Source organism: Curtobacterium citri, assembly GCF_030362955.1.
GTDB lineage: Bacteria > Actinomycetota > Actinomycetes > Actinomycetales > Microbacteriaceae > Curtobacterium > Curtobacterium citri.
The window spans coordinates 27,538-49,677 of the sequence record NZ_JAUCML010000005.1 but is presented as its reverse complement, the minus strand read 5'-3'; the positions used below and the strand labels follow the sequence as shown (position 1 = coordinate 49,677).

Here is a 22,140-nt window from a genome sequence, read left to right as displayed (position 1 = left end):
CGTGTCGAGCGTGGTTCCGGTGTACGTCACGTCCCGAGGCTAACGGGACGCACCGACACGGTCCACGCGACCCGCCTCGTCGGCGGTGAGCCGCGCCTCCCGTCCGGACACGACGACCGCGCCGGACGACGCGACCGCCCTACTGGGCGACCGGCCGCCCGACGTGCAGCCAGTAGAAGGACTGCGTCCCCATCGTCAGCGTGACGGTCCCGTCCTCGTCGAACGACGGGAAGGACCCGCCGCCGAACAGGTCGTACAGCGGCCGACCGGCGAACTCCGGCGCCGTGATCGTGACCGACGTCGGGTTCGTGGCGAACGAGAACACGCAGAGCACGTCCTCGGCGGACGGGCCGAACTGCTGCCCGGACCCCTCCCACGAGCGCACGAACGCCAGCACCGAGTCGTTGTCGGTGTCCTGCACCTGCAGTGATCCCATGCCGAAGACCGGGTGCGCCTTGCGGACGTGGATCACGTTGCGGACCCAGTGCAGCAGGGACCGGGACTGGGCGAGCTGCGCCTCGACGTTCACCTGCGCGTAGTTGTAGACGAGCGACTGCACGACGGGCAGGTAGAGCTTGCCCGGGTCCGCGGTCGAGAAGCCCGCGTTGCGGTCCGGCGTCCACTGCATCGGCGTGCGCGAGGAGTCGCGGTCCGGCAGCCAGATGTTGTCGCCCATGCCGATCTCGTCCCCGTAGTAGAGGAACGGCGACCCGGGCAGCGAGAACAGCAGGGCGTGGATGAGCTCGAGCTCGGCGCGGGAGTTGTCGAGCAGCGGTGCGAGGCGACGGCGGATGCCGATGTTCGACCGCATGCGCGGGTCGTAGCCGTACCAGCCGTACATCGCCTGCCGGTACTCCTCGCTCACCATCTCGAGCGTCAGCTCGTCGTGGTTGCGGAGGAAGACGCCCCACGCGGCCTTCTCGGGCACGTCGAGGGTCTCGGACAGGATCGCCTTGAGCTCGGCGGCGTGCTGGGCGCGGAGCGAGTAGAAGATGCGCGGCATCACCGGGAAGTCGAACGCCATGTGGCACTCGGGCTCCTCGTCGGTACCGAAGAACGCCGCCGTCTCGCGCGGCCACTGGTTCGCCTCGGCGAGCAGGACGCGACCGGGGTACTCGTCGTCGACCATCGACCGGAGCTTCTTGATGAACTCGTGGGTCTCCGGCTCGCCCTCGCCGTTGCCCTCCTCGGACTCGAAGAGGTACGGGATGGCGTCGAGCCGCAGCCCGTCGACGCCGAGGTCGAGCCAGTGCCGGACGACGTCGTACACAGCCTCGACCACGGCCGGGTTCTCGAAGTTGAGGTCGGGCTGGTGCGAGAAGAACCGGTGGAAGAAGAACTGCCGGCGCACCGGGTCGAACGTCCAGTTCGACTCCTCGGTGTCGACGAAGATGATGCGGATGTTCTCGTAGTGCTCGTCGGTGTCGCGCCACACGTAGAAGTCGCCGTAGGGGCCGTCCGGGTCCTCGCGGGACTGCTGGAACCACTCGTGCTGGTCCGAGGTGTGGTTGATCACCATGTCGATCACGATGCGCATGTTGCGCTCGTGCGACTTCGTGACGAGTTCGCGGAAGTCGTCGAGCGTGCCGAACTCCGGCAGGATCGCGCGGTAGTCCGAGATGTCGTACCCGCCGTCGCGCATCGGCGACTGGAAGAACGGCGGCAGCCAGATGGCGTCGACGCCGAGCCACTGGAGGTAGTCGAGCTTGCCGATGACGCCCTGGATGTCCCCGATGCCGTCGCCGTTCGAGTCGACGAACGAGCGGATCATGCACTCGTAGAAGACCGAACGCTTGTACCACTGCGGGTCCAGCGTGAGTCCGGGCAGCTGGATCGGGGCCGTGAAGGTCAAGCGTGCTCCTCAGTCGTCGGCGGGCCGGTGGCGTGGCCCGACCCGACCAACAGTAGGCGCGTCCCGCTGCTGCTGTCCGCGGGTTGCGGTCACGACCGCGCCGGGTGGCCGGACGGGAGGCACACCCTCCTCCACAGGGCGCCTCCCGCCCGTCGTCGTCCACCGCCGGGCGCGGAGTGCCCGCCGCCGCGGTGCGGCTTCGTAGACTGGCCGCGATGCAACCACCCGTGATCTCCCCGTACCAGTCGCTCGTGGCCGCGACCCCGGTCGTGCACCGCGCTGTCGCGGTCGACGGCCGCACGACCCACTACTGGGAGTACGGCCCCGCCGACGCCACCGCGACGGTGCTGGCGGTGCACGGGTTCCGCGGCGACCACCACGGGCTCGAGACGATCGCGGCACACCTCCGCGGAGTGCGGGTCATCGTGCCCGACCTGCCCGGCTTCGGCGTCTCGGACCCGCTCCCGGTGTCGGACATCGGTGCCTACGTCGACTGGCTCACCGGGTTCCACCGCGCCCTCGGACTCGGCGTCGACACCGTCGTGCTCGGGCACTCGTTCGGGTCGATCGTGACCGCGGCGACCGTCGCCGCCGGACTCGCGACCCGGCTGCTCGTGCTCGTGAACCCGATCGCCGCCCCGGCACTGCAGGGCCCCCGGGGCGTCGCGACCGCCATCGCGGTCGGCTACTACCGCGCCGGGGCCGTGCTGCCCCGCCCGCTCGGCCTCGGACTGCTCCGGAACCCGGCCATCGTGCGGGGCATGAGCGTCGCGATGCTCAAGACGCGTGACCGCGACACGCGCCGGTGGGTGCACGACCAGCACGACCGGTACTTCTCAGCCTTCGCCGACCGGACGAGCGTGCTCGAGGCGTTCCGGACCTCCGTGTCGCACGACGTGTCCGAGTACGCGGACCGGATCGACGTGCCGGTGCTGCTCGTCGCGGCCGAGCACGACGACATCACGGCGGTGCCGGCGCAGCGCCGACTGGCTGAGCGGCTGGCGGACGCCGAGCTCGTCGTGGTGCCCGGCGTGGGGCACCTGGTGCACTACGAGACGCCGGGAGCAGCGGCCGACGCCGTGCTCCGGCGGATGGCGGACACGCCCGCGAAGCGTTCGGCGCGCGGCGGTGCGAAGCGGTCGACGACCGGACGGGCATCCGCGAAGGCGTCGCCACCGAAGCCGACGCCACCGCAGGACGGGCCGACCGGGGAGACGGCGTCGTGAGGCGACTCCGGATCGGGATCGACTGCCGCTACGTCCGCATCGGGCGACACGACGGCATCAGCCGGTTCACCGCCGGGATCGTCGCGCACCTGCCCGACCGGCACGACCACGTCCTCCTGGTGCACGACGACCGCCAGCTCGACCAGCTGCCCGCCGGCATCCCGTGGGAGCGCATCCCGGCGCCGACCGACGCGGGGGAGCCGCTGGTCGCCCGACGGGTGTCACGGCTCGGGCTCGACGCCGTGTTCTCGCCGATGCAGACGATGGGGTCCCGCGGCCGTCGCTACGCGCTCGTGCTCACCCTGCACGACCTCATCTACTACCGGAACCGCACGCCCCCGCGCGAGTTCTCGTGGCCGATCCGGCTCGGCTGGCGGCTCTTCCACCTGAGCTGGGCGCCGCAGCGGTTCCTGCTGAACGGGGCCGACGGCGTCGTCACGGTGTCGGAGACGACCGCACGCCTGATCGAGGCGCACCGGCTGACGAGCCGACCGGTCACGGTGGCGTACAACGCCGCCGACCCGGCCGAACCGCGCGACCCCGCCGCGGGACGCGAGCGCTCCCTCGTCTACATGGGCTCGTTCATGCCGTACAAGAACGTCGAGACGCTCGCCGCGGCGCTCCCGCTCCTCGGTCCCGACTGGACGCTGCACTGCATGTCCCGGGTGAGCGACGCCGACCGCCACCGGCTCGAGCGTCTGGCCCCGGAGGGCGCCGTGGTCTTCCACGACGGGGCGTCGGACGACGAGTACCTCGCGGCACTGCGGACGGCGACGGCACTCGTCACGGCCTCGTACGACGAGGGCTTCGGCATCCCGCTGGTCGAGGCCATGGGGGTCGGGACGCCGGTCGTCGTCAGCGACGTGCCCATCTTCCGGGAGATCGGCGGGGACGCGGCCGAGTACTTCGACCCGTCGTCACCCGCCGCGGTCGCCGCGGCCGTCCGCCGCGTCGAGGAACGCTGGGACGACGCGTCGCGGGCGTCGCTCGAACGCGCCGCACGGTTCCGGTGGCAGGACTCGGCGGAGCAGGTCGTCCGCGCGGTGGAACGCGCCGTGACGGACCGCGAGCGGCGCTGACGGACCGCGAGCGGCGCTGATCGAGCGCGGTCGGTACTGACCGGCCGCGGCACCGGACCGCGGCCGGAGCACATCGACGGTGTGCGCCGCTGTGTCAGGACGGCCGCGCGGAGCCGATCGTCGCCCCCGGGAACACCCGGTGCGTCCGGTCCGTCGCCACGTCGACGATCGCCGCGAGGGCGACGCCCCGCCCGACCGTCAGCACCACGACGCGCTGGTCGGCCGGTTCGTCCGACGGGCCGTCCGGACCCCAGGAGCAGGACACCCCGACCACGCCGCCGATCGTCCCGACGGTCCGCGCGAGGTCGAGGCGCCGGACGGAGGTGGCGGCGTCGTTCGAGACCCCGACGCGCAGCCCGTCGAAGCGGGCCTCGACACCGACGCGCACACCGTTCCCGTCCGCGGCCGCGACCGCTGCGCTGAGAGCACGCACGAGGTCCGTCTGCTCGCCGTGCGACAGACCACCGTCCGCCACCACGACGGCGGACACGTCCCAGCTCGCGAAGGAGCGCTTCTCGGTCGCTCCGTCCTGCACGGACGCGACGCCGTCGACGTCGGTGGCGAGCGTCCGCAGCCGGTCGAGGGCTGCGTCGGGCTGCGGGAAGATCCCACCGACGCCGTTCTGGATGCTCCCGATGATGGTGGAGAGCACGAGGACCAGCACGACCCCGGTGACGGCGGCGGCCAGTGCGATGACCGATCCGCTCCGGACCCGTCGGGCGACCGGGGGACGGGTCACCGATGCCGTGTCCGGTCCGAACGCGCGGTCGAGGTCGTCCGGGTCGTCCCCGGGTCCCGTCGGTTGTGTCGTCATCGCCTCCCCCTCCGAGCACGCTGGCCGTCCGATCGTGGATCGGAGCCTAGCGGCGGGCAGGGACAGTGGCGCTCAGCGCCGTCCGGACAGCGACGGGAGTCGTTCAGCGGCGCTCGAGCGGGTTCTGCTCCACGAACGACTCGTCGCCGGTCTGCTCGGAGACCTCGTCGAGCGGGTCGTCGAACCGGACGAGCTCGGCACGGAAGCGCTCGGGGTCCCAGCGGAAGGAGTGCACCGACCCGTTCCGGATCGGCGTGGACCAGCGCTCGGCGGTCCCGGGGGCCGCGGCGTTGACGACGCTCCGGATCACCGCGCCGTGCGTTGCCACCACCACCGACCCGGCGTCGAAGCGGACGGCGATCTCGGCGAGGGTCTCGGTCGCCCGCGCGAGGAGTGCGGCGCGGGACTCCCGCCCGGGCACGTCGTCGTTCGGGTAGCGCTCGGTCACCTCGGTGTCGGTGAGCCCCTCGGCCTCTCCGTAGGACCGTTCCGCGAGTCCCGGGTAGGTGGTGGGCTCCGGCAGGCCGAGGTGGCGGGCGATGATCGCGCCCGTCTCGGAGGCCCGGGAGAGCGGGGACGCGACGACGGCGTCGAAGCGCCGCCGTCCGAGCAGGAGCGCCGTGGCGGCGGCCTGCGACCGGCCGGTGTCGTTGAGGGGGATGTCGGTCGAGCCCTGGATGCGGCGCTGTGCGTTCCAGTCGGTCTCGCCGTGCCGGACCAGGGTGAGGAGCGTCGTCACCGGTCGATCATCGCAGACGACCCGGAGGACGGGTCCGTCGTGTCCGGTCGGCTCGCCGCGGGCAGGAGCCGCGCGGCCAGGGCCTCGAGCGTCTCGGTCGTGCCGGCGTCGATCTTGGCGACGGCCCGACGGTCGCTCCGCGTCGCGCCGCGGTTGACGATGACGACGGGGCGCTTCCTCCGGGTGGCGTGGTCGACGAGCCGGACGCCGGAGTTGACGGTGAGCGACGACCCGACGACGAGCAGGGCGTCGGCGTCGGCGACGATCGACACCGCCTCGCGGAACTTCTCGGCCGGCACGAACTCGCCGAAGAAGACGACGTCGGGCTTGAGCACGCCGCCGCACACCGAGCAGTCGGGCACCCGGAACCGCTCCACGTCGGTGATCTCGACGTCACCGTCCGGCTGCAGCTGGACGGTGCCGGGCTCGTCGATCCACGGGTTGTCCCGGTCGAGGACGGCCGCGAGGTCGGCGCGGGAGAACACCTGCCCGCAGGTCAGGCACACCGCGCGGTCCATGGAGCCGTGCACCTCGACGACCCGGCGCGACCCGGCACGCAGGTGCAGGCCGTCGACGTTCTGCGTGACCACGCCGCCGACGACCCCGGCGTCCTCGAGCGCCGCGAGCGCCCGGTGACCGGCGTTCGGGCGCGCCGCGGCGAAGGTCCGCCAGCCGAGGTGCGACCCGGCCCAGTACCGCTGCCGCTTGGCGGGGTCGGCACGGAACTCCTGGAACGTCATCGGCTTCCGCACGACGCGGCCGGCGCCGCGGTAGTCGGGGATGCCCGAGTCGGTGCTCAGTCCGGCTCCGGACAGCACGGCGATCCGCTTGCCCGCCAGGAGCTCCACGACGCGGTCGAGCTCGTCCTGCATCGGGTCGGTCAGCACGTCGTCCACGGTACCCTCAACAGCCGAACGCCCAGCCGCCTTCCCACGAAACGAGCCCCGTGCACCCCGTCCGCATCGACTCCCTCGACGACCCCCGTCTCGACGACTTCGCCCGGCTCACCGACGTCGCGCTCCGCCGGGTGACCGAACCCGAGGGCGGCCTGTACATCGCCGAGTCGAACACGGTCATCGAGCGGGCGGTCCGGGCCGGCCACGTGCCGCGCAGCGTCATCGTGCAGGAGAAGTGGCTCGACAGCGTCCTGCCGCTCGTCGCCGACCACGACGGCCCGGTGTTCGTCGGCCCGGACGCGCTGCTCGAGGAGCTCACCGGGTTCCGGATGCACCGGGGTGCCCTCGCGGCGATGCACCGCCCGGTCCTGCCGTCCGTCGCCGACGTCGTGCGCGACGCCCGGGTCGTCGTCGTGCTCGAGGACGTCGTCGACCACACCAACGTCGGCGCGGTGTTCCGGAGCGTCGCCGGCCTCGGCGCCGATGCGGTGCTCGTCAGCCCGCGATGCGCGGATCCGCTGTACCGCCGGAGCGTCCGGGTGAGCATGGGCACCGTGCTGCAGGTCCCGTGGACGCGCATCGGCGAGTGGCCGGCCGCCGGCGAGGAACTCCGGGCACAGGGCTTCCACCTCGCCGCGATGGCGCTCACGGACCGCTCGGTCGACCTCGACGCGTTCGTCGCCGACGTGCCGGAGCGGGTCGCGCTCGTGATGGGCACGGAGGGCCAGGGGCTCACCGACGCCGCGATCGCGTCCGCCGACACGACGGTCCGCATCCCGATGGCGCACGGTGTCGACTCCCTCAACGTCGCGGCCGCGAGCGCGGTCGGGCTCTGGGCGGTCACGCACGCGCAGCGCGCGGTGCGGCCCTCGGCCGGCTGACCCCGGCACTCACGCCGTGACGGCCGGGAGGCCCGCCCCCACCCCGTCGGACGTCCAGCGTGCTGCCGTGGTCACCAGGGCACGGTCCGTCCCGGCCCCGCCGGTCAGGCAGAGCCCGACGGGTGCCCCGCCCACCGTGAGCGCGGGGACGCTGAGCGACGGGACGCCGCCGACGCTCGCGAGCGCGGTCATGGTGGTCGTCGCGGTGCGGACGCGTTCGAGCTCGGCCGTGCCCGAGGCGAGCGCCGGCGCCGGACCCGGTGCCGTGGGCGTCACGAGCAGCCGGCCGACGAGCGCCGTCCGGACCGCGGCACGGACGCCGTCGAGGCGGGCGCGTGCCTCGGCGACGGCTGCCGGGGGGTTCGCGGCCGCCGCGGCGAACCGGGCACCGACGACGGCACCGAGCGCTCCCGGGTGCGCGGCGATCCACGGACCGTGGACCGCGGTCGCCTCGGCGCCCTGCACGAGCCGGAGGAGTTCGCGCAGGTCCTCGAGCGGCGGGAGGCCGAGGTCGTCGAGCGTGACGACGGGCAGGTCCCCGACGGCGTCCCCGAAGGCCTCCCGGGTCGCCGGGTCCGCGGCGGCGACGAGCTCGGCGAGCACCACCGGTGTACCGGCGTCGGCGGTCGGCGATCGATCGGGGACCGAGGCGTCCAGGGCGCGGAGCAGCGTCGTGGCGTCCCGGGTGAGCCAGCCGACGGTGTCGAACGACGGCGCGAGCGGCAGCAGCCCCGCACGGTCGACGAGACCGTGGGTGGTCCGGAGGCCCCAGAGGCCCTGGTAGGACGCGGGGATCCGCAGCGAACCCGCGGTGTCCGTGCCGAGGCCCACGTCCGCCGTCCCGGAACCGACGGCCGACGCGCAGCCGCTGGACGAGCCTCCCGGTAGGGCGGACGGGACGGCGGCGTTCGGCGGCGTGCCGTGGTGCTCGTTCCGTCCGGTGAGCGCGTAGGCGAACTCGTCGGTGCGCGCGATGCCGCGCACCGACGCGCCGGCGGCGAGGAGCGCTGCGACCGCCGTGGCGGAGGCGGCGGCGGGCGTCGACTCGTCGAGGAAGGTCGGGGTGCCCGCGCCGGTGCGGTGTCCGGCGACCGCGTAGAGGTCCTTGACCGCGACGGTGGCACCGTCGAGCGGGCCGCTGCCCGTCGGTGCCAGGAGCGGGTCGCCGACGACGCGCCAGACGGTCGTGTCGAGGGCTCGGGGACGGCCGGTGACGTGCGCCGCGGCGATCCGCCACGTGTCGGCGTCGCGCTGCCACAGCTGCGTCTGCAGACCGGAGCCACCGGCGTGCGAGGTCGAGACCGAGACGACCAGCGCCAGGTCGTCGGTGAGCGGCCGGACCTCGACGCGGGTGAGGCTCCGTGGGGCGATCCCGCCGCGGGCCCCGCGGAAGGCGCTGATCGCGGCGTGCCCGACCAGGAGGCCGCGGTCGTCGCCGCGCATCGTGTCGGGGGAGCGGACGAAGGCGTCGTCGAGGGTGGGCAGGTCGTCGGCGGCTAGGGCGCGCTCGTAGGCGTCGAGCGCCGCGAGGAGCCCGTCCGGCGCGGCGGCCGAGGCGTCCGGCGCCGGCGTCGAACCGTCGGGCGCCGGCGTCGAGGCGGTCACCGGACGTCCGCGAAGTCGGCCTTGCGGATCCGGGCGTGGGCGCCGGTGACGAGGTCGACGACCTGGGAGACGTCGAAGTCCGTCGCGGCGCTGAGGTACGCGTACGCCAGGTGCGGTTCCATGCCGTACCGCGCCCCGAGGATCGCGATCGCGTGTCGGACGCAGGCGCGGACGGCCTCGTCGAGGTCGGGGTCGAGCCCGGTCGGCACGAGGTGCTCCTGCGTCTCGACGAGTGGCCACACCAGCTCGCCGAACCGCTGCGCCGCCTCGGCGGCCGGCGTCACGTCGAACCGGATCGTCGCCCGGAGCGACGCCTCCATCGCGGTGAGCGCCACCTCGCCGTCGCCCTGCGCGAAGTGCGGGTCCCCGACGTAGGCGAGCGCGCCGGGCACGAGCACCGGGAGGTGGAGCTGCGCGCCCACCTGCAGGAGGTTGACGTCGAGGTTCCCGCCGTGCCGCCCCGGTGGGACCGAGTGCCGGCGCTCCCCGGTGGTCGCGACGCCCATGATGCCGAGGAACGGTGCGAGCGGGAAGTGCGCGGCGCGGTCGCCGCCCTCGGTGAGCGGGATGCGCCCGCGCGGGCCGTCGGCACCGGGGACGCGGTCGGCGGGGACGACCTCGGCGAACACGCTGACCGTGCGGCCGTCGACGGGGTACTCGCCGTGCAGGGCGCCGCGGCCGTGCCGGTTCGACACGACCCCGTACGGCACGCGCGGCAGGGTCTCGAGCACGGTCATGGTGAGCACGTCGCCGGGCTCGGTTCCCTCGACGGCGATCGGCCCGGTCACGACGTGCGGACCGTCGGCCTCGAGGTCGCGCCGTCCGGCACGGGCGATCGCCACGGCGTCCTCGAGCACGTGCTCGCGGGGGACGCCGTGGCGTGCGAAGAAGGCGACCGGGTCGCTGCCCTGGTCGGGGAGGATCCCCTCGTGGCTCACGGTGTCGACGGTGACGTCGTCGCCGGACGCCACGGTGAGCACCGGCCGGTCGTCGGCGTTCGGCAACCGACCCCACAGGACCTCGTCCGCCACCGCCGGCAGGTACCGGGCGGACCGGACCGGGCCGGACCCGGGCTGGAGCACCGGGAGACCGGTGGGGGCGGCAGGGGCGGTGTCGACGTCCGGGGTGGTTCCGTGGAGCATGGTCAGCACGCTAGGGCCGACGGCACCGGCGTCGTGGCCCGGACGCCGATGTTTTACGTGTTCGTCACACGGGGTCGCCTCGCGCGTCCAGCCGAGCCCGCGGGACCGCCGACTACGCTGTGGTGCCGTGCCACGAGTCGTCCGCAGCCCCCGATCCGCCGTCCGGAGGCCCCTGACGATCGGCGTCGTCGTCGTGCTCCTGCTGGCTGTCGGCTACCTGGTGGCCGCGGCCGTCGTGCCGTTCGCCCCGGCGAGCGCCACCACCGCCCGGTACGTGCCGCCGACGTCGACGCTGCCGGAGCTCCGCTTCCCGGGCTACGGAGCGACCGCCGTCCAGGCCACCGGATTCCCGGAGAGCCTCCGGACGAGCGGGGACACGGATCCCCGGTCGATCGCGAGCATCACGAAGGTCGTGACCGCGCTCGTCGTGCTCGACGAGAAGCCCCTCGAGGTCGGGCAGGCGGGTCCGTCCATCCGGTTCGACGCCGAGATGCAGGCCCTCTACGCGACCTACCTCGCGAAGAACGGCGAGGTCGCGCCGATGCCGGACGGCCTGCGGCTGTCCGAGTACCAGACCATGCAGGTCATGCTGATGAAGTCGGCGAACAACTACGCCGGGTCCCTCGCGCTGTGGGCGTTCGGTTCGATGGGCGCCTACGAGCGCGCGGCCGCGGCCTGGCTCGACGAGCACGACCTCGACCACACCACCATCCACGAGCCGACCGGCCTCGACCCCGCGAACCGGTCGACCGCGACGGACCTCGTCCGGCTCGGGCAGCTGGCCCTGGCGGACCCGGTGGTCAAGGAGATCGTCGGGACGAAGCAGGTCAGCGTCCCCGGTGCCGGCGCGATCGAGAACTCGAACAAGCTCCTCGGCCTGGACGGCATCGAGGGGATCAAGACCGGCACGCTCGACGAGGCCGGCGCGTGCCTGCTCTTCGCGGCGACCTACGAGCGGGGCGGTCGGTCGGTGACGGTCGTCGGCGTGATGCTCGGCGGCGTCGACCACGACGCGCTCGACGTCGACGTGCAGCGGCTGCTGCGGTCGGTCGCCGACAACTTCCAGGTCGTGACGCTCACGCACGCCGGGCAGACGTTCGGGACCTTCTCGACCCCCTGGCGCGACGAGGCCGACGCCGTCGCGGCGGAGCCGGCCGAGGTGCTCGTCTGGGGCACGACGGCCGTCACCGCGAAGGCACGCCTGCAGCGGATCACCTTCGGCGAGCGCGGGGAGCGCGTCGGCGCGGTCCGCTTCACGATCGAGCACCACGACCCGGTGACCGTGCCGCTGGTGCTCGAACGGTCCATCGAGGACCCCGGCGTCTGGTGGCGGTGGACGAACCCGTTCCAGGGCGTGGACGCCGCCGCCGCGTAGTGTCGGCGGCGTGACGACGACGTTCCCCCGCAGCACCCCGTCCGCCCTCGGCATCGACGCACGCGGGGTCGCCGCGTTCCTCGACGCCCTCGAGTCCACGCCGGACGTCGAACCGCACAGCATCGTGCTGCTCCGCCACGGCCGGCTCGCGGCGTCGGGCTGGTGGGCGCCGTACGCCGCCGACCGCGTGCACCTGCTCTACTCGCTGAGCAAGAGCTTCACGGCCGCGGCCGTCGGGATCGCGGTCCGTCAGGGCCTGGTCGACCTCGACGCGACCGTCCTGTCGTACTTCCCCGAGCTCGACGCCGACGTGACGGACGAGCGGAGTCGTCGGATGCGCGTCCGGCACCTCCTCGCCATGGCGAGCGGTCACCGCGAGGAGACCCTCGAGCGGGCCCGGGCGGCCGACCCGGCCGACCTCGTGCGCGGCTTCCTGCTGACCCCGCCGGACGAGGAGCCCGGCACGGTCTTCGCCTACAACCAGCCGTGCACCTACACGCTCGGCGCGATCGTCCGGCGCGTCACCGGCGGCTCGCTCGTCGAGTGGCTCCGGCCGCGCCTGCTCGACCCGCTCGGCATCGACGACCTCGCCTGGACGCGCGACGGGACCGGCGCGGAACTCGGCTTCAGCGGCTGCCACGCCCCGACGTCGGCCGTCGCCGCACTCGGCCAGCTGTACCTGCAGCGCGGCGTGTGGGACGGCGAGCGGATCCTCGACGAGGACTGGGTCGAGGCCGCGACGACCGCGCAGGTCGCCAACCCCGACGAGGAGAACGTCGACTGGCGGCAGGGCTACGGCTTCCAGTTCTGGATGGCACGCCACGGCTTCCGTGGCGACGGCGCCTACGGCCAGTTCTGCGTCGTCCTGCCGGAGCAGGACGTCGTCCTCGCGCTCACCGGGCAGAGCCTCGACATGCAGGCCGTCCTCGACGCGGCCTGGCAGCACCTGCTCCCCGCGATCGACGGTCCGACCGACACGGCTGCGGACCCCGAGGCGGGTGCGGACACCCGCACAGGCGCGGACGCCGCACTGGAGGCGCGGCTCGCCGCCCTGGGGCTGCCCCCGGTCGCGGGCGGTCGCCTCACAGACGACGCTGCCGGGTCCTACGAGACGGCCGGTGTCCTCGAGGGCCTCCGGCTCGAGCGGGACGCCGATCGCTGGCGCGTGACCGTCGACGTCGACGGCGGGCTGCTCTCGGTCCCGGTCGGCGAGGGGGAGTGGGCGACCGAGGGGCCCCTGGCGGCGAGCGGGGCGACGGACCCCGACGGCTCGGTGCACCTCGGGGTGCGCTTCGTCGAGACGCCGCACGCCGCGCGCCTCCGCCTGGACCCGTCACGGGGCACGGCGACGGCGGAGTGGGTCACGCAGCCGCTCCACGACGGTCCGCTCACGCTCCGCCGCCCGGCCGACTGAGGACCGCCGGCTGTCGGCGGCGGTCGGCAGCGGTCGGCAGCGGGAGTCAGGGCGTGTCGGAACCGCGCGCGACGACCGGCAGCAGCTCGGGCCGCTTCGGTCGGACGCCGTCGCCCGACGACGTGTGCCGGATGCGCCGCACGACCCAGGGCACGAGGTACTCGCGCGCCCAGCCGAGGTCCTCGACGCGGGCCTCGCGCCACGGCCGGGCCTCGAGCGGCTCCGGGACGAACGGCTCGAGACCGTGGTCGACGTCGAGCGCGTCGAGCACGGCCGCGGCGACGGTCGCGTGCCCGGTCGGGGAGTGGTGCAGGCGGTCCGGTGCCCACATCCGCGGGTCGCGCAGGACCCGCAGCGCCCACATGTCCGCCACGACCGCACCGTGCTTGAGCGCGATCGCGTGCAGGTTCTCGTTGTAGACGGCGGTCTTGCCGCGCACCATGCCGAGGACCGGGGTCATGCCGACGTCCGGGCCGGTGAAGAGCACGACGGTCGCCCCGTCGCTCCGCAGCCGCTCGACCATGCCGTCGAAGCGCTCGGCGAGCTCGTCCGGGTCCGAGCCGGGCCGGATGATGTCGTTGCCGCCCGCCGACACCGTCACGAGGTCCGGGCGGAGGGCGAGGGCGGGCTCGACCTGCTCGTCGACGATCTGCCCGAGCAACCGGCCGCGGATCGCGAGGTTGGCGTAGGCGAGACCGTCGGTGCGGTGGGCGAGCACCTCGGCCACCCGGTCGGCCCAGCCGCGGTTGCCGCCGGGGGCGGTCGGGTCCGGGTCCCCGATGCCCTCGGTGAACGAGTCACCGATCGCGACGTACCTGGTCCACGGATGACGATCTGACACCCGTGCGACCGTAGTCTCGTGCCATGACGATGGGCAACACGTCGGCGTGGACGCTGCCGGAGGACCTGCTCGAGCGGATCGCCGGGCGGGCACCGCGGTACGACGCCGAGAACGTCTTCTGCGCCGAGGACCTGGACGAGCTGCGCGCGGCGGGGTGGCTCCGGATCGGGGTGCCCGTCGAGCGGGGTGGCTCCGGGCTCGGGCTCGCCGCGACGGCTGCGCTGCAGCGGCGGCTCGCGCAGGCCGCACCGGCGACCGCGCTCGGACTCGGGATGCACCAGGTCTGGGTGCAGGCGGCGCGCGCGGTCGCCGCGCGGGGTGGGACGTTCCTCCAGACCGTCACCGACCACGCCGCCGACGACCACCTGCTCGCCTTCGGGGTGAGCGAGCCGGGCAACGACGCCGTCCTGTTCGACTCGTCGACGACGGCGGAGCCGGACGGCGACGGCGGCTACCGCTTCACCGGGACGAAGGTCTCGACGTCGCTGGCGCCGGCGTGGGACGTGCTGAGCGTCTTCGGCAAGGACACCAGCGGGCCGGAGCCGCGGCTCGTGCACGGCTTCGTGCTCCGCTCCGACGGCGACGTCGAGCACCTCGACGACTGGGACACGCTCGGCATGCGCGCGACGCAGAGCCGGACCACCCGGCTGCACGGCGTGCACGTGCCGGCCGACCGGATCGTGCGGGTGCTGCCGGTCGGACCGACCGCGGACCCGCTCGTGTTCGGCGTGTTCGCCGCGTTCGAGCTGCTCGTGGCGTCGGTGTACGTCGGGATCGCGTCGCGCGCGCTGGAGCTCGCCGTCGCGGCGGTCACCGCTCGCCACGACCGGGACGGGGTGCCGCGGTCGCAGGACCCGGACGTCCGCCGCACCGTCGCCGACCTCCGCAGCGCCGTCGACGCGGTGTCCCTGCAGGTGGCGTCGTTGGCACGGTCGGTCGACGAGCAGGACGACCTCGGGGCCCGGTGGTTCCCGCTGCTCGTCGGGACGAAGGCCCGGACCGTCGACACCGCGCAGCACGTCGTGGACGAGGCACTCCGGCTCGCCGGTGGTTCGGCGTACCGGTCGTCGTCCGAGCTCGCACGGCTCGCACGGGACGTCCGGGCGGGGCAGTACCACCCGTCGACGCGGGACTCGGCGGCGCGGACGATCGCCGCGGCGGAGCTCGGCCCGCTGGCGTAGCCCCGGTGCTCCCGCGGTGCGGCGGGCGTCGTTGCGTCGGCGCCGGCACGGCACGGCACGCGGTCTGCGTCACCGCACGTGTCGATCGACGCGTGGAACGTCGGACCATGCACGTGCAGACGGTACGTGCGCACCGAGCGACACCGCACGCGTCGATCGACGCGTGGAACGTCGGATGATGCCGACGCACGTGCACCGCCAGCGCGGCCGCGTGCGCCACGGCCCGCCGGCGTAGCCCCGACGCTGTCGGTGGGGCGTGGCATCATCGCCGGGTGAGCAAGCAGGACGGACGCAACCGACTGGTCTCGGACCGTCCCGTCGACGACCGCACGGCGACGGTCCTGCACGTCGACATGGACGCCTTCTTCGCGTCCGTCGAACTGCTCGACCGACCCGACCTCGTCGGCCTGCCGGTCATCGTCGGGCACGACTCCGACCGCTCGGTCGTCACCGCCGCCACCTACGAGGCCCGGAAGTACGGCGTGAACTCCGCCATGCCGATGGCCGTCGCCAAGCGCCGGTGCCCGAACGCCGTCATCGTCGAACCGCACTTCGAGAAGTACAGCGCGAAGTCCGCCGCGGTCATGCGGGTGTTCGAGCAGTTCACGCCCCGGGTCGAGAAGCTCGGGATCGACGAGGCCTTCCTCGACGTGGCCGGCGCACTGCGGCTCTACGGCACCCCGTGGGAGATCGGTCGGGCGATCCGCGCGGCCGTCCTCGCCGAGACCGGCCTGCACTGCTCGGTGGGCGCCGCGTCCACCAAGTTCGTCGCGAAGCTCGCGTCGAGCCGGTCGAAGCCGGACGGGCTGCTCGTCGTGCCCGCCGAGCACACCGTGGCGTTCCTGCACCCGCAACCGGTGTCCGCGCTCTGGGGGGTCGGCGGCACCACGCAGGAGAAGCTCGAACGCCGGGGCATCCGCACCGTCGGCGACCTCGCGCACACCCCGCTGCCGTCGCTCGTCGCCGCACTCGGGCCGGCCGGTGGCCAGCGCCTGCACGACCTGTCGTGGGGGCGGGACCCGCGCGTGGTCGACACGGGCGTCAGCGAGAAGTCGGTCGGGCACGAGGTCACGTTCGGTCGCGACCTCACCGAGCGCGACGACGTCGCCCGGGAGCTCCTCCGGCTGTCCGACAAGGTCGCCGTGCGCCTGCGCCGGGCCGGCGTGCAGGCCCGCACGGTCGCGCTGAAGGTCCGGTACACCGACTTCTCGACGCTGACCCGCTCCCGCACGCTCGCGGAGCCGACCGACGTCGCCAAGCGCCTGCACCACGAGGCGGTCGAGCTCTACGACGTCCTGCACCGTCCGGGCAACCGGATCCGACTCATCGGCGTCCGCGGGGAGAACCTCGTCCCCGCCGCCGCGAGCAACGCGCTGTGGGACGACGACGCGCCGTGGCGCGAGACCGAGACGACCGTCGACGCGGTCGCCGCACGGTTCGGTGCCGGCGTGCTCCGACCGGCCTCGCTCGTGCGCGGCACGCCCGAGCAGCGCCCGCCGCACGCCCGGCAGGACCCGGCGTGACGGTAGGATCTCGTGCAGTGAGCGCAGCGGAGTACGACGACCAGCAGCAGCCCGCGACGCTGTGGGACGAGGGTCCCGGACGCGGCGCGGACGGTGCCGGACAGCGGTCCGCGGACGGACCGGAGTCGGTCGCCGAGGGCACCGCCCGCCCCCACGACGAGGCCGTGCAGCAGGCGGAGAACGCCGGCAACGCGGCGGCCGAACACCTGTCCCCGGCGTTCCCCGAGCGCGCCGCCTGGGGCACGGCGTCGAAGCTCCGCGCATGGCAGGTCGAGGCGCTGACGAAGTACTTCGAGACCGAGCCGCGCGACTTCCTGGCGGCCGCGACCCCGGGCGCCGGCAAGACCACGTTCGCGCTCCGCCTCGCCACCGAGCTCCTCGCCCGCGGCACGGTCGACCGCATCGTGGTCGTCGCACCGACCGAGCACCTGAAGCGCCAGTGGGCCGACTCCGCCGACCGGGTGGGCATCCGCATCGACCCGATGTTCAAGAACGGTGACGGGATGTACGGCCGGCACTACCAGGGCGTCGCGATCACGTACGCCCAGGTCGGCATGAACCCCGAGGTGCACCAGAAGATCACCGAGGGCGGCCGCACGCTCGTCATCCTCGACGAGGTCCACCACGGCGGCGACGCGCTCACCTGGGGCGACGGCATCCGCGAGGCGTTCACGAAGGCCACCCGCCGGCTCTCGCTGTCCGGCACGCCCTTCCGCTCCGACACCTCACCGATCCCGTTCGTGCAGTACGCCCCCGACGAGCAGGGCATCCGCACCTCGATCTCCGACTACAACTACGGCTACGGCCGGGCGCTCAAGGACGGCGTCGTCCGCCCGGTGCTGTTCATGGCCTACGCCGGTCGGATGCGCTGGAAGACGCGGATGGGCGACGAGATGTCGGCGTCCCTCGGCGAGCAGGTGACGAAGGACATCACCGCCCAGGCCTGGCGCACGGCCCTGTCGCCCGAGGGCGAGTGGATGCCCGCCGTGCTGTCCGCCGCCGACAAGCGCCTGACCGAGGTGCGCCGCGGGGTGCCGGACGCGGGCGGGCTCGTCATCGCCACCGACACGACCACCGCCCGGGCCTACGCCCGCATCCTGCAGCAGATCACCGGCGAGCGGCCCACGGTCGTGCTGTCGGACGAGGCCGCCGCGTCGAGCCGCATCCAGGCGTACGCCGAGGACACGTCGCGCTGGATGGTCGCCGTCCGCATGGTGTCCGAGGGCGTCGACGTCCCGCGGCTCTGCGTCGGCGTGTACGCCACGAGCGCCAGCACGCCGCTGTTCTTCGCGCAGGTGATCGGCCGCTTCGTGCGTGCCCGGCGCCGCGGCGAGACGGCGAGCGTGTTCCTGCCGAGCGTGCCGAACCTCATGGCGCTGGCCGCGTCGCTCGAACTCGAACGGGACCACGCCCTCGACCGGCCGAAGGACGCCGACGACGGGATGTACAACCCCGAGGACGCCATGGTCGCCGAGGCGAACAAGGAGGACCGGGCCTCGGAGAGCCTGCTCGAGGTGCAGCCCTTCGAGGCGCTCGACTCGCAGGCCTCGTTCGACCGGGTGCTCTACGACGGCGGCGAGTTCGGCACCGGGGGAGAGGTCGGCTCGCTCGAGGAGCTCGACTTCATCGGCATCCCGGGGCTCCTCGAACCCGACCAGGTGCGCGACCTCCTCCGTGCACGCCAGGCGACCCAGGCCAAGCGTTCGAAGGGCCGCACGGCGAAGGACGGCCTGCCGAAGCCGAAGGAGGACGTGGACCGGCCGATGTACCAGACGATCAAGGAGCAGCGCACCGAGCTCGCGCGGCTCGTGTCGATCTGGTCGCGCCACTCGAACGAGCCGCACGGCGCGATCCACGCCGAACTCCGACGGATCAGCGGCGGTCCGGCCGTGGCGCAGGCGAGCATCGAGCAGATCCAGAAGCGCATCGACGTGCTGCGCTCCCGCATCGGCGGACGCCGGTAGGCGCGCGACGTGCTCGACCCCGTGGACGACCGCACATGGTACGTCCGGCGCGACGCCGAGGCGTCACCCGAGGCCATCGTCGACCGGTTCGGCGGCGGCTACCGGCTGCGCGCGTTCTCCCTGACGGAGTCCCGTCGGACGCAGCACGGGGTGTACACCGGTCCCGAACTCGCCGAGACCGCGTGGTGGCGTCTGCGCGACCGCCCGCGCGGCTGATGACACCGGGGGCCAAAGTCCGGTAGACCGGACGCATGGCAGACTCGATCCCTCACGTCCTCGTCCTCGGCGGCGGTTCCGCTGGCTACACCACCGTCAAGCAGCTGCAGAAGCACGCCGCCACCGTGCCGATGCGCATCACGCTCGTGGACCAGAACACGTACTACACGTACCTGCCGTTCCTGCCCGAGGTCGCCGGTGGGCACATCGCCCCGAAGGACGTCACCTTCGAGCTGCGTCGTGCGCTCAAGAAGACCCGCGTCATCCAGGGCAAGGTGACGGGCATCTCGTCGAAGGACAAGACCGTCTCGATCGCCACGGCCGGCGGTGACGACCGCACCCTCGGCTACGACCAGCTCGTCGTCGCGCTCGGGTCGGTCACGCGCACCTTCCCGACCCCGGGCCTCGACGAGGTCGGCGTCGGCTTCAAGACCGTGGAGGAGGCCGCCTACGTCCGCGCGAAGCTGCTCGACAACATCGCGAAGGCCGCGGCGACGCGTGACGAGGACGAGCGTCGTCGCCTGCTCACCAGCATCTTCGTCGGCGGTGGCTACACCGGTGTCGAGGCGATCGGCGAGCTGTTCGACGTGTCGCAGGCCGCCATCGCCACCTACCCGTCGCTCGCCGGCGAGCAGCCGCGCTGGGTCCTCATCGACGCGCTCGACCGCGTCGCCCCGGAGGTCGGCCCCGAGCTGTCGAAGTGGACCCTCGAGTCGCTCCGGGCCCGCGGCATCGACGTCCGCCTGAAGACGACCATGCCGAGCTGCGAGGGCGGCGTCGTCAAGCTCTCCGACGGCGACGAGTTCGCCACCGGTCTGCTCGTCTGGACCGCCGGCGTCAAGCCGAACCCGCTCCTCGACGCGACCGACCTGCCGCGCGGCCCGAAGGGGCACCTCGCCGCGAACGCGAAGCTCCAGGTCGAGGCCGAGGACACGCACGAGGTCGTCCCGGGCGTCTGGGGCCTCGGCGACGTCGCGCAGGTCCCCGACCTGACGGCCGAGAAGCAGCCGGCGTACTACCCGCCGAACGCGCAGAACGCCGTCCGCCAGGCCGTCGTCGCAGCGGACAACGTGGTCGCCTCGATCACGGGCAAGCCGCTCGAGGAGTACCGCCACCCGTCCATCGGCACCGTCGCGTCGTACGGCGTCGGCAAGGGCGCGGCGAACATCAAGGGCGTCAAGATGACGAACCTGCTCGCGTGGCTCGCCCACCGCTCGTACCACGTGTACGCGATGCCGACCCTGAACCGGAAGGTCCGGATCGTCATCGGCTGGATCACCGGCGCGGTGTCCGGTCGCGACGCGACCTCGCTCATCAAGGAGACCGACCCGCGACGCAACTTCGTCGAGGCCTCCAAGAGCTGACGTCACCACCTGACGGACGGGAGGCGCGGTGCCGGCTGGCCCCGCGCCTCCCGTCCGTCGTGTGGTGTGACTGCACAGATCACGCGGTCCTGGGCCTCCTTGCACGTCCCCGCGGTCAGCGTGGGCAGCACGAGCGAGAGGAGCGCCCATGCGCGCGATGACCTACCGCGGGCCCTACCGGGTCCGCGTCGAGGAGAAGCCGGACCCCCGGATCGAGCACCCGAACGACGCCGTCGTCCGGGTGGAGCGGGCCGCGATCTGCGGGTCCGACCTGCACCTGTACCACGGCATGATGCCGGACACCCGCGTCGGGCACACCTTCGGGCACGAGTTCATCGGTGTGGTCGAGGAGGTCGGCTCGTCGGTGAGCAGCCTGACGGTGGGGGACCGCGTGATGGTCCCCTTCAACGTGTACTGCGGATCGTGCTGGTTCTGTGCGCGGGGGCTGTTCTCGAACTGCCACAACGTGAACCCGAACGCCACCGCGGTCGGCGGCATCTACGGCTACTCCCACACCACCGGCGGCTACGACGGCGGACAGGCAGAGCGGGTTCGTGTCCCCTTCGCGGACGTCGGTCCGTCGGTCGTCCCCGAGTGGCTGGACGCCGAGGACGCGCTCCTCATGACCGACGCCCTGAGCACCGGGTACTTCGGGGCGCAGCTCGCCTCGATCCACGAGGGCGACACGGTGGTCGTGCTCGGCGCCGGACCCGTCGGGCTCTTCGCTGCCCGGTCCGCGTGGTTCATGGGAGCGGGCCGTGTGATCGTGGTCGACCAGCTGGAGTACCGGCTCGAGAAGGCGCGGACCTTCGCGCACGCCGAGACGATCAACTTCGCCGAGGTCGACGACGTGGTGCTCGAGATGAAGCAGCAGACCGACTTCCTCGGGGCGGACAGCGTGATCGACGCGGTCGGTGCCGAGGCGGACGGGAACTTCACCCAGCAGGTCACGGCGTCGAAGCTCAAGCTGCAGGGCGGGTCACCGACGGCGCTCAACTGGGCGATCGACGGTGTGCGCAAGGGCGGGACGGTGTCCGCCGTCGGTGCGTACGGCCCGATCCCGAGCGCGGTCAAGTTCGGCGACGCGATGAACAAGGGCCTGACCATCAACACGAACCAGGCACCGGTGAAGCGCCAGTGGCCACGGCTGCTCGAGCACATCCAGGCGGGCCACTTCCGCCCGAGCGACATCGTCACCCACCGGATCCCCCTCGAGCACATCGACGAGGCCTACCACCTGTTCTCGTCGAAGCTCGACGACTGCATCAAGACCGTGATCGTGCCGTGAAGGAGGCACCCGTGTCCGACCACACCCCGTACATCGCCGATCCGCCCCGCCGCGTCCCGACGGCGGCGGAGCTCCGCGCGCGCATCCCCGGGTGGGGGAGCGACCTCGACCCCGCCGACCGCCCGTCGGTCCCCAAGCTGTCCCGCGAGGTCGGCTTCGCGTCCGGTGCGCACTGGGACGTGCCGGAGCAGCAGCCCGGCGCCGAGGGCCGCGAACGGTCGATCGAGCACGCCCACGTCACGCCGGTGTTCGGGACGGCGCAGCCGCTGTCCGGGCTCGCCGGCGTCGTGAAGCGGTACGCCTACCGCCGGTTCAGCGAGGGACGACTGGCGCACTGGATGCTCCTCGTCCTCGGCGACCGGATCGACGTCGCCACGCACCGGGTGACGGACGCGCTGCGCGGCCGTCCGGACCGCGTCGTGCACGAGACCGGCGTACGGGCGGAGATCGGCAACCGGCCGGTGGCCTCGCGGTCCGGCTCGTCGCGCCGCGACCGGCGGCACCAGCTGCTCGACCCGGTGGTCGCCAACTGGGGTTGGCTCGCGGCGCTCGGCGGTGTCGTCCTGCTGGTGCGTCGCCTGCGGCGTCGCTGACGAAGCTCCGGTGACCCATCAGCCGGTCGGGAGGCGCGGTACGAGCCCGCCCCGCGCCTCCCGTCCGCCTTCGTCGCCCTGAGCGAAGCGATGGCGATGCTCGCCGGGGAAGCACCAATGAGAAGTGCCCCCGGGCCGAAAGGCCAG

At 73.2% G+C, this 22,140-nt stretch carries 19 protein-coding genes; 12 read left to right on the top strand and 7 right to left on the bottom strand.

Translation table 11 applies throughout. From position 1 onward, the window contains the following. Positions 1–139: 139 nt before the first annotated feature. Complete coding sequence (gene treS, locus QUG92_RS09075; protein WP_182047410.1) at positions 140–1,852, bottom strand: maltose alpha-D-glucosyltransferase; 1,713 nt, start codon at positions 1,850–1,852, stop codon at positions 140–142. Positions 1,853–2,067: 215 nt separating this feature from the next. Between treS and QUG92_RS09070 the strand changes: the two genes are divergently transcribed. Both QUG92_RS09070 and QUG92_RS09065 read left to right on the top strand, forming a co-directional pair. Further along, on the top strand, positions 2,068–3,078 hold the full coding sequence (locus tag QUG92_RS09070) for an alpha/beta fold hydrolase (RefSeq protein ID WP_289458794.1): 1,011 nt from the start codon (positions 2,068–2,070) through the stop codon (positions 3,076–3,078). Further along, the gene (locus QUG92_RS09065; protein ID WP_289458793.1) at positions 3,075–4,157 is read left to right on the top strand and encodes a glycosyltransferase family 4 protein; all 1,083 of its coding nucleotides are present in this window, start codon (positions 3,075–3,077) and stop codon (positions 4,155–4,157) included. Before QUG92_RS09070 ends, QUG92_RS09065 begins: the two co-directional genes overlap by 4 nt. Positions 4,158–4,251: 94 nt before the next feature. Here QUG92_RS09065 and QUG92_RS09060 read toward each other — a convergent pair whose 3' ends face one another. From QUG92_RS09060 to QUG92_RS09050, 3 genes are all read right to left on the bottom strand, one after another. Further along, positions 4,252–4,971 carry a hypothetical protein gene (locus tag QUG92_RS09060; RefSeq protein ID WP_289458792.1) on the bottom strand — a complete coding sequence of 240 codons (720 nt, stop codon included), beginning with the start codon at positions 4,969–4,971 and terminating at the stop codon, positions 4,252–4,254. 103 nt (positions 4,972–5,074) lie between these two features. Continuing rightward, positions 5,075–5,710, bottom strand: a complete 636-nt coding sequence (locus QUG92_RS09055) for a histidine phosphatase family protein (protein ID WP_289458791.1) — start codon at positions 5,708–5,710, stop codon at positions 5,075–5,077. Next, on the bottom strand, positions 5,707–6,582 hold the full coding sequence (locus QUG92_RS09050; protein WP_182048056.1) for a Sir2 family NAD-dependent protein deacetylase: 876 nt from the start codon (positions 6,580–6,582) through the stop codon (positions 5,707–5,709). Before QUG92_RS09050 ends, QUG92_RS09055 begins: the two co-directional genes overlap by 4 nt. Positions 6,583–6,656: 74 nt before the next feature. Between QUG92_RS09050 and QUG92_RS09045 the strand changes: the two genes are divergently transcribed. Continuing rightward, the gene (locus QUG92_RS09045; protein ID WP_289458790.1) at positions 6,657–7,487 is read left to right on the top strand and encodes a TrmH family RNA methyltransferase; all 831 of its coding nucleotides are present in this window, start codon (positions 6,657–6,659) and stop codon (positions 7,485–7,487) included. 9 nt (positions 7,488–7,496) lie between these two features. Here the strand turns inward: QUG92_RS09045 and QUG92_RS09040 are convergent, their stop codons facing one another. After that, positions 7,497–9,092, bottom strand: a complete 1,596-nt coding sequence (locus QUG92_RS09040; RefSeq protein WP_289458789.1) for an AtzH-like domain-containing protein — start codon at positions 9,090–9,092, stop codon at positions 7,497–7,499. Beyond that, a complete protein-coding gene (locus tag QUG92_RS09035) occupies positions 9,089–10,234 on the bottom strand; it encodes an acetamidase/formamidase family protein (RefSeq protein ID WP_289458788.1) in 1,146 nt (381 codons plus the stop codon). Before QUG92_RS09035 ends, QUG92_RS09040 begins: the two co-directional genes overlap by 4 nt. A gap of 127 nt (positions 10,235–10,361) precedes the next feature. Here QUG92_RS09035 and QUG92_RS09030 point away from each other — a divergent pair, with 127 nt between their 5' ends. Both QUG92_RS09030 and QUG92_RS09025 read left to right on the top strand, forming a co-directional pair. Further along, positions 10,362–11,609 carry a D-alanyl-D-alanine carboxypeptidase family protein gene (locus tag QUG92_RS09030; RefSeq protein WP_289458787.1) on the top strand — a complete coding sequence of 416 codons (1,248 nt, stop codon included), beginning with the start codon at positions 10,362–10,364 and terminating at the stop codon, positions 11,607–11,609. 10 nt (positions 11,610–11,619) lie between these two features. Then, on the top strand, positions 11,620–13,023 hold the full coding sequence (locus QUG92_RS09025; RefSeq protein ID WP_289458786.1) for a serine hydrolase domain-containing protein: 1,404 nt from the start codon (positions 11,620–11,622) through the stop codon (positions 13,021–13,023). A gap of 46 nt (positions 13,024–13,069) precedes the next feature. Here the strand turns inward: QUG92_RS09025 and QUG92_RS09020 are convergent, their stop codons facing one another. After that, a complete protein-coding gene (locus tag QUG92_RS09020) occupies positions 13,070–13,864 on the bottom strand; it encodes an SGNH/GDSL hydrolase family protein (RefSeq protein WP_182048054.1) in 795 nt (264 codons plus the stop codon). A 23-nt stretch (positions 13,865–13,887) separates the two neighbouring features. On the opposite strand from QUG92_RS09020, the gene QUG92_RS09015 reads away from it, so the two are divergent. The 7 genes from QUG92_RS09015 to QUG92_RS08985 all read left to right on the top strand — a co-directional run bounded on the left by QUG92_RS09015 (position 13,888) and on the right by QUG92_RS08985 (position 21,993). Continuing rightward, on the top strand, positions 13,888–15,045 hold the full coding sequence (locus QUG92_RS09015) for an acyl-CoA dehydrogenase family protein (protein WP_289458785.1): 1,158 nt from the start codon (positions 13,888–13,890) through the stop codon (positions 15,043–15,045). Between the two features lie 272 nt (positions 15,046–15,317). Continuing rightward, a complete protein-coding gene (dinB, locus tag QUG92_RS09010) occupies positions 15,318–16,568 on the top strand; it encodes a DNA polymerase IV (protein WP_069710863.1) in 1,251 nt (416 codons plus the stop codon). Between the two features lie 164 nt (positions 16,569–16,732). Beyond that, a complete protein-coding gene (locus QUG92_RS09005; RefSeq protein WP_289458932.1) occupies positions 16,733–18,532 on the top strand; it encodes a DEAD/DEAH box helicase in 1,800 nt (599 codons plus the stop codon). A gap of 9 nt (positions 18,533–18,541) precedes the next feature. Next, a complete protein-coding gene (locus QUG92_RS09000; RefSeq protein WP_069710864.1) occupies positions 18,542–18,748 on the top strand; it encodes a hypothetical protein in 207 nt (68 codons plus the stop codon). A gap of 35 nt (positions 18,749–18,783) precedes the next feature. Continuing rightward, positions 18,784–20,112, top strand: coding sequence for an NAD(P)/FAD-dependent oxidoreductase (locus QUG92_RS08995; protein WP_069710865.1), 1,329 nt, complete (start codon positions 18,784–18,786; stop codon positions 20,110–20,112). A gap of 148 nt (positions 20,113–20,260) precedes the next feature. Beyond that, positions 20,261–21,400 (top strand): zinc-dependent alcohol dehydrogenase, encoded by a 1,140-nt coding sequence (locus QUG92_RS08990; protein ID WP_182047944.1) that lies wholly within the window; start codon positions 20,261–20,263, stop codon positions 21,398–21,400. 11 nt (positions 21,401–21,411) lie between these two features. After that, entirely contained in the window at positions 21,412–21,993 is a 582-nt protein-coding gene (locus QUG92_RS08985; protein WP_259346268.1) for a CxxCxxCC domain-containing protein, read from the top strand. Positions 21,994–22,140 lie beyond the last annotated feature (147 nt).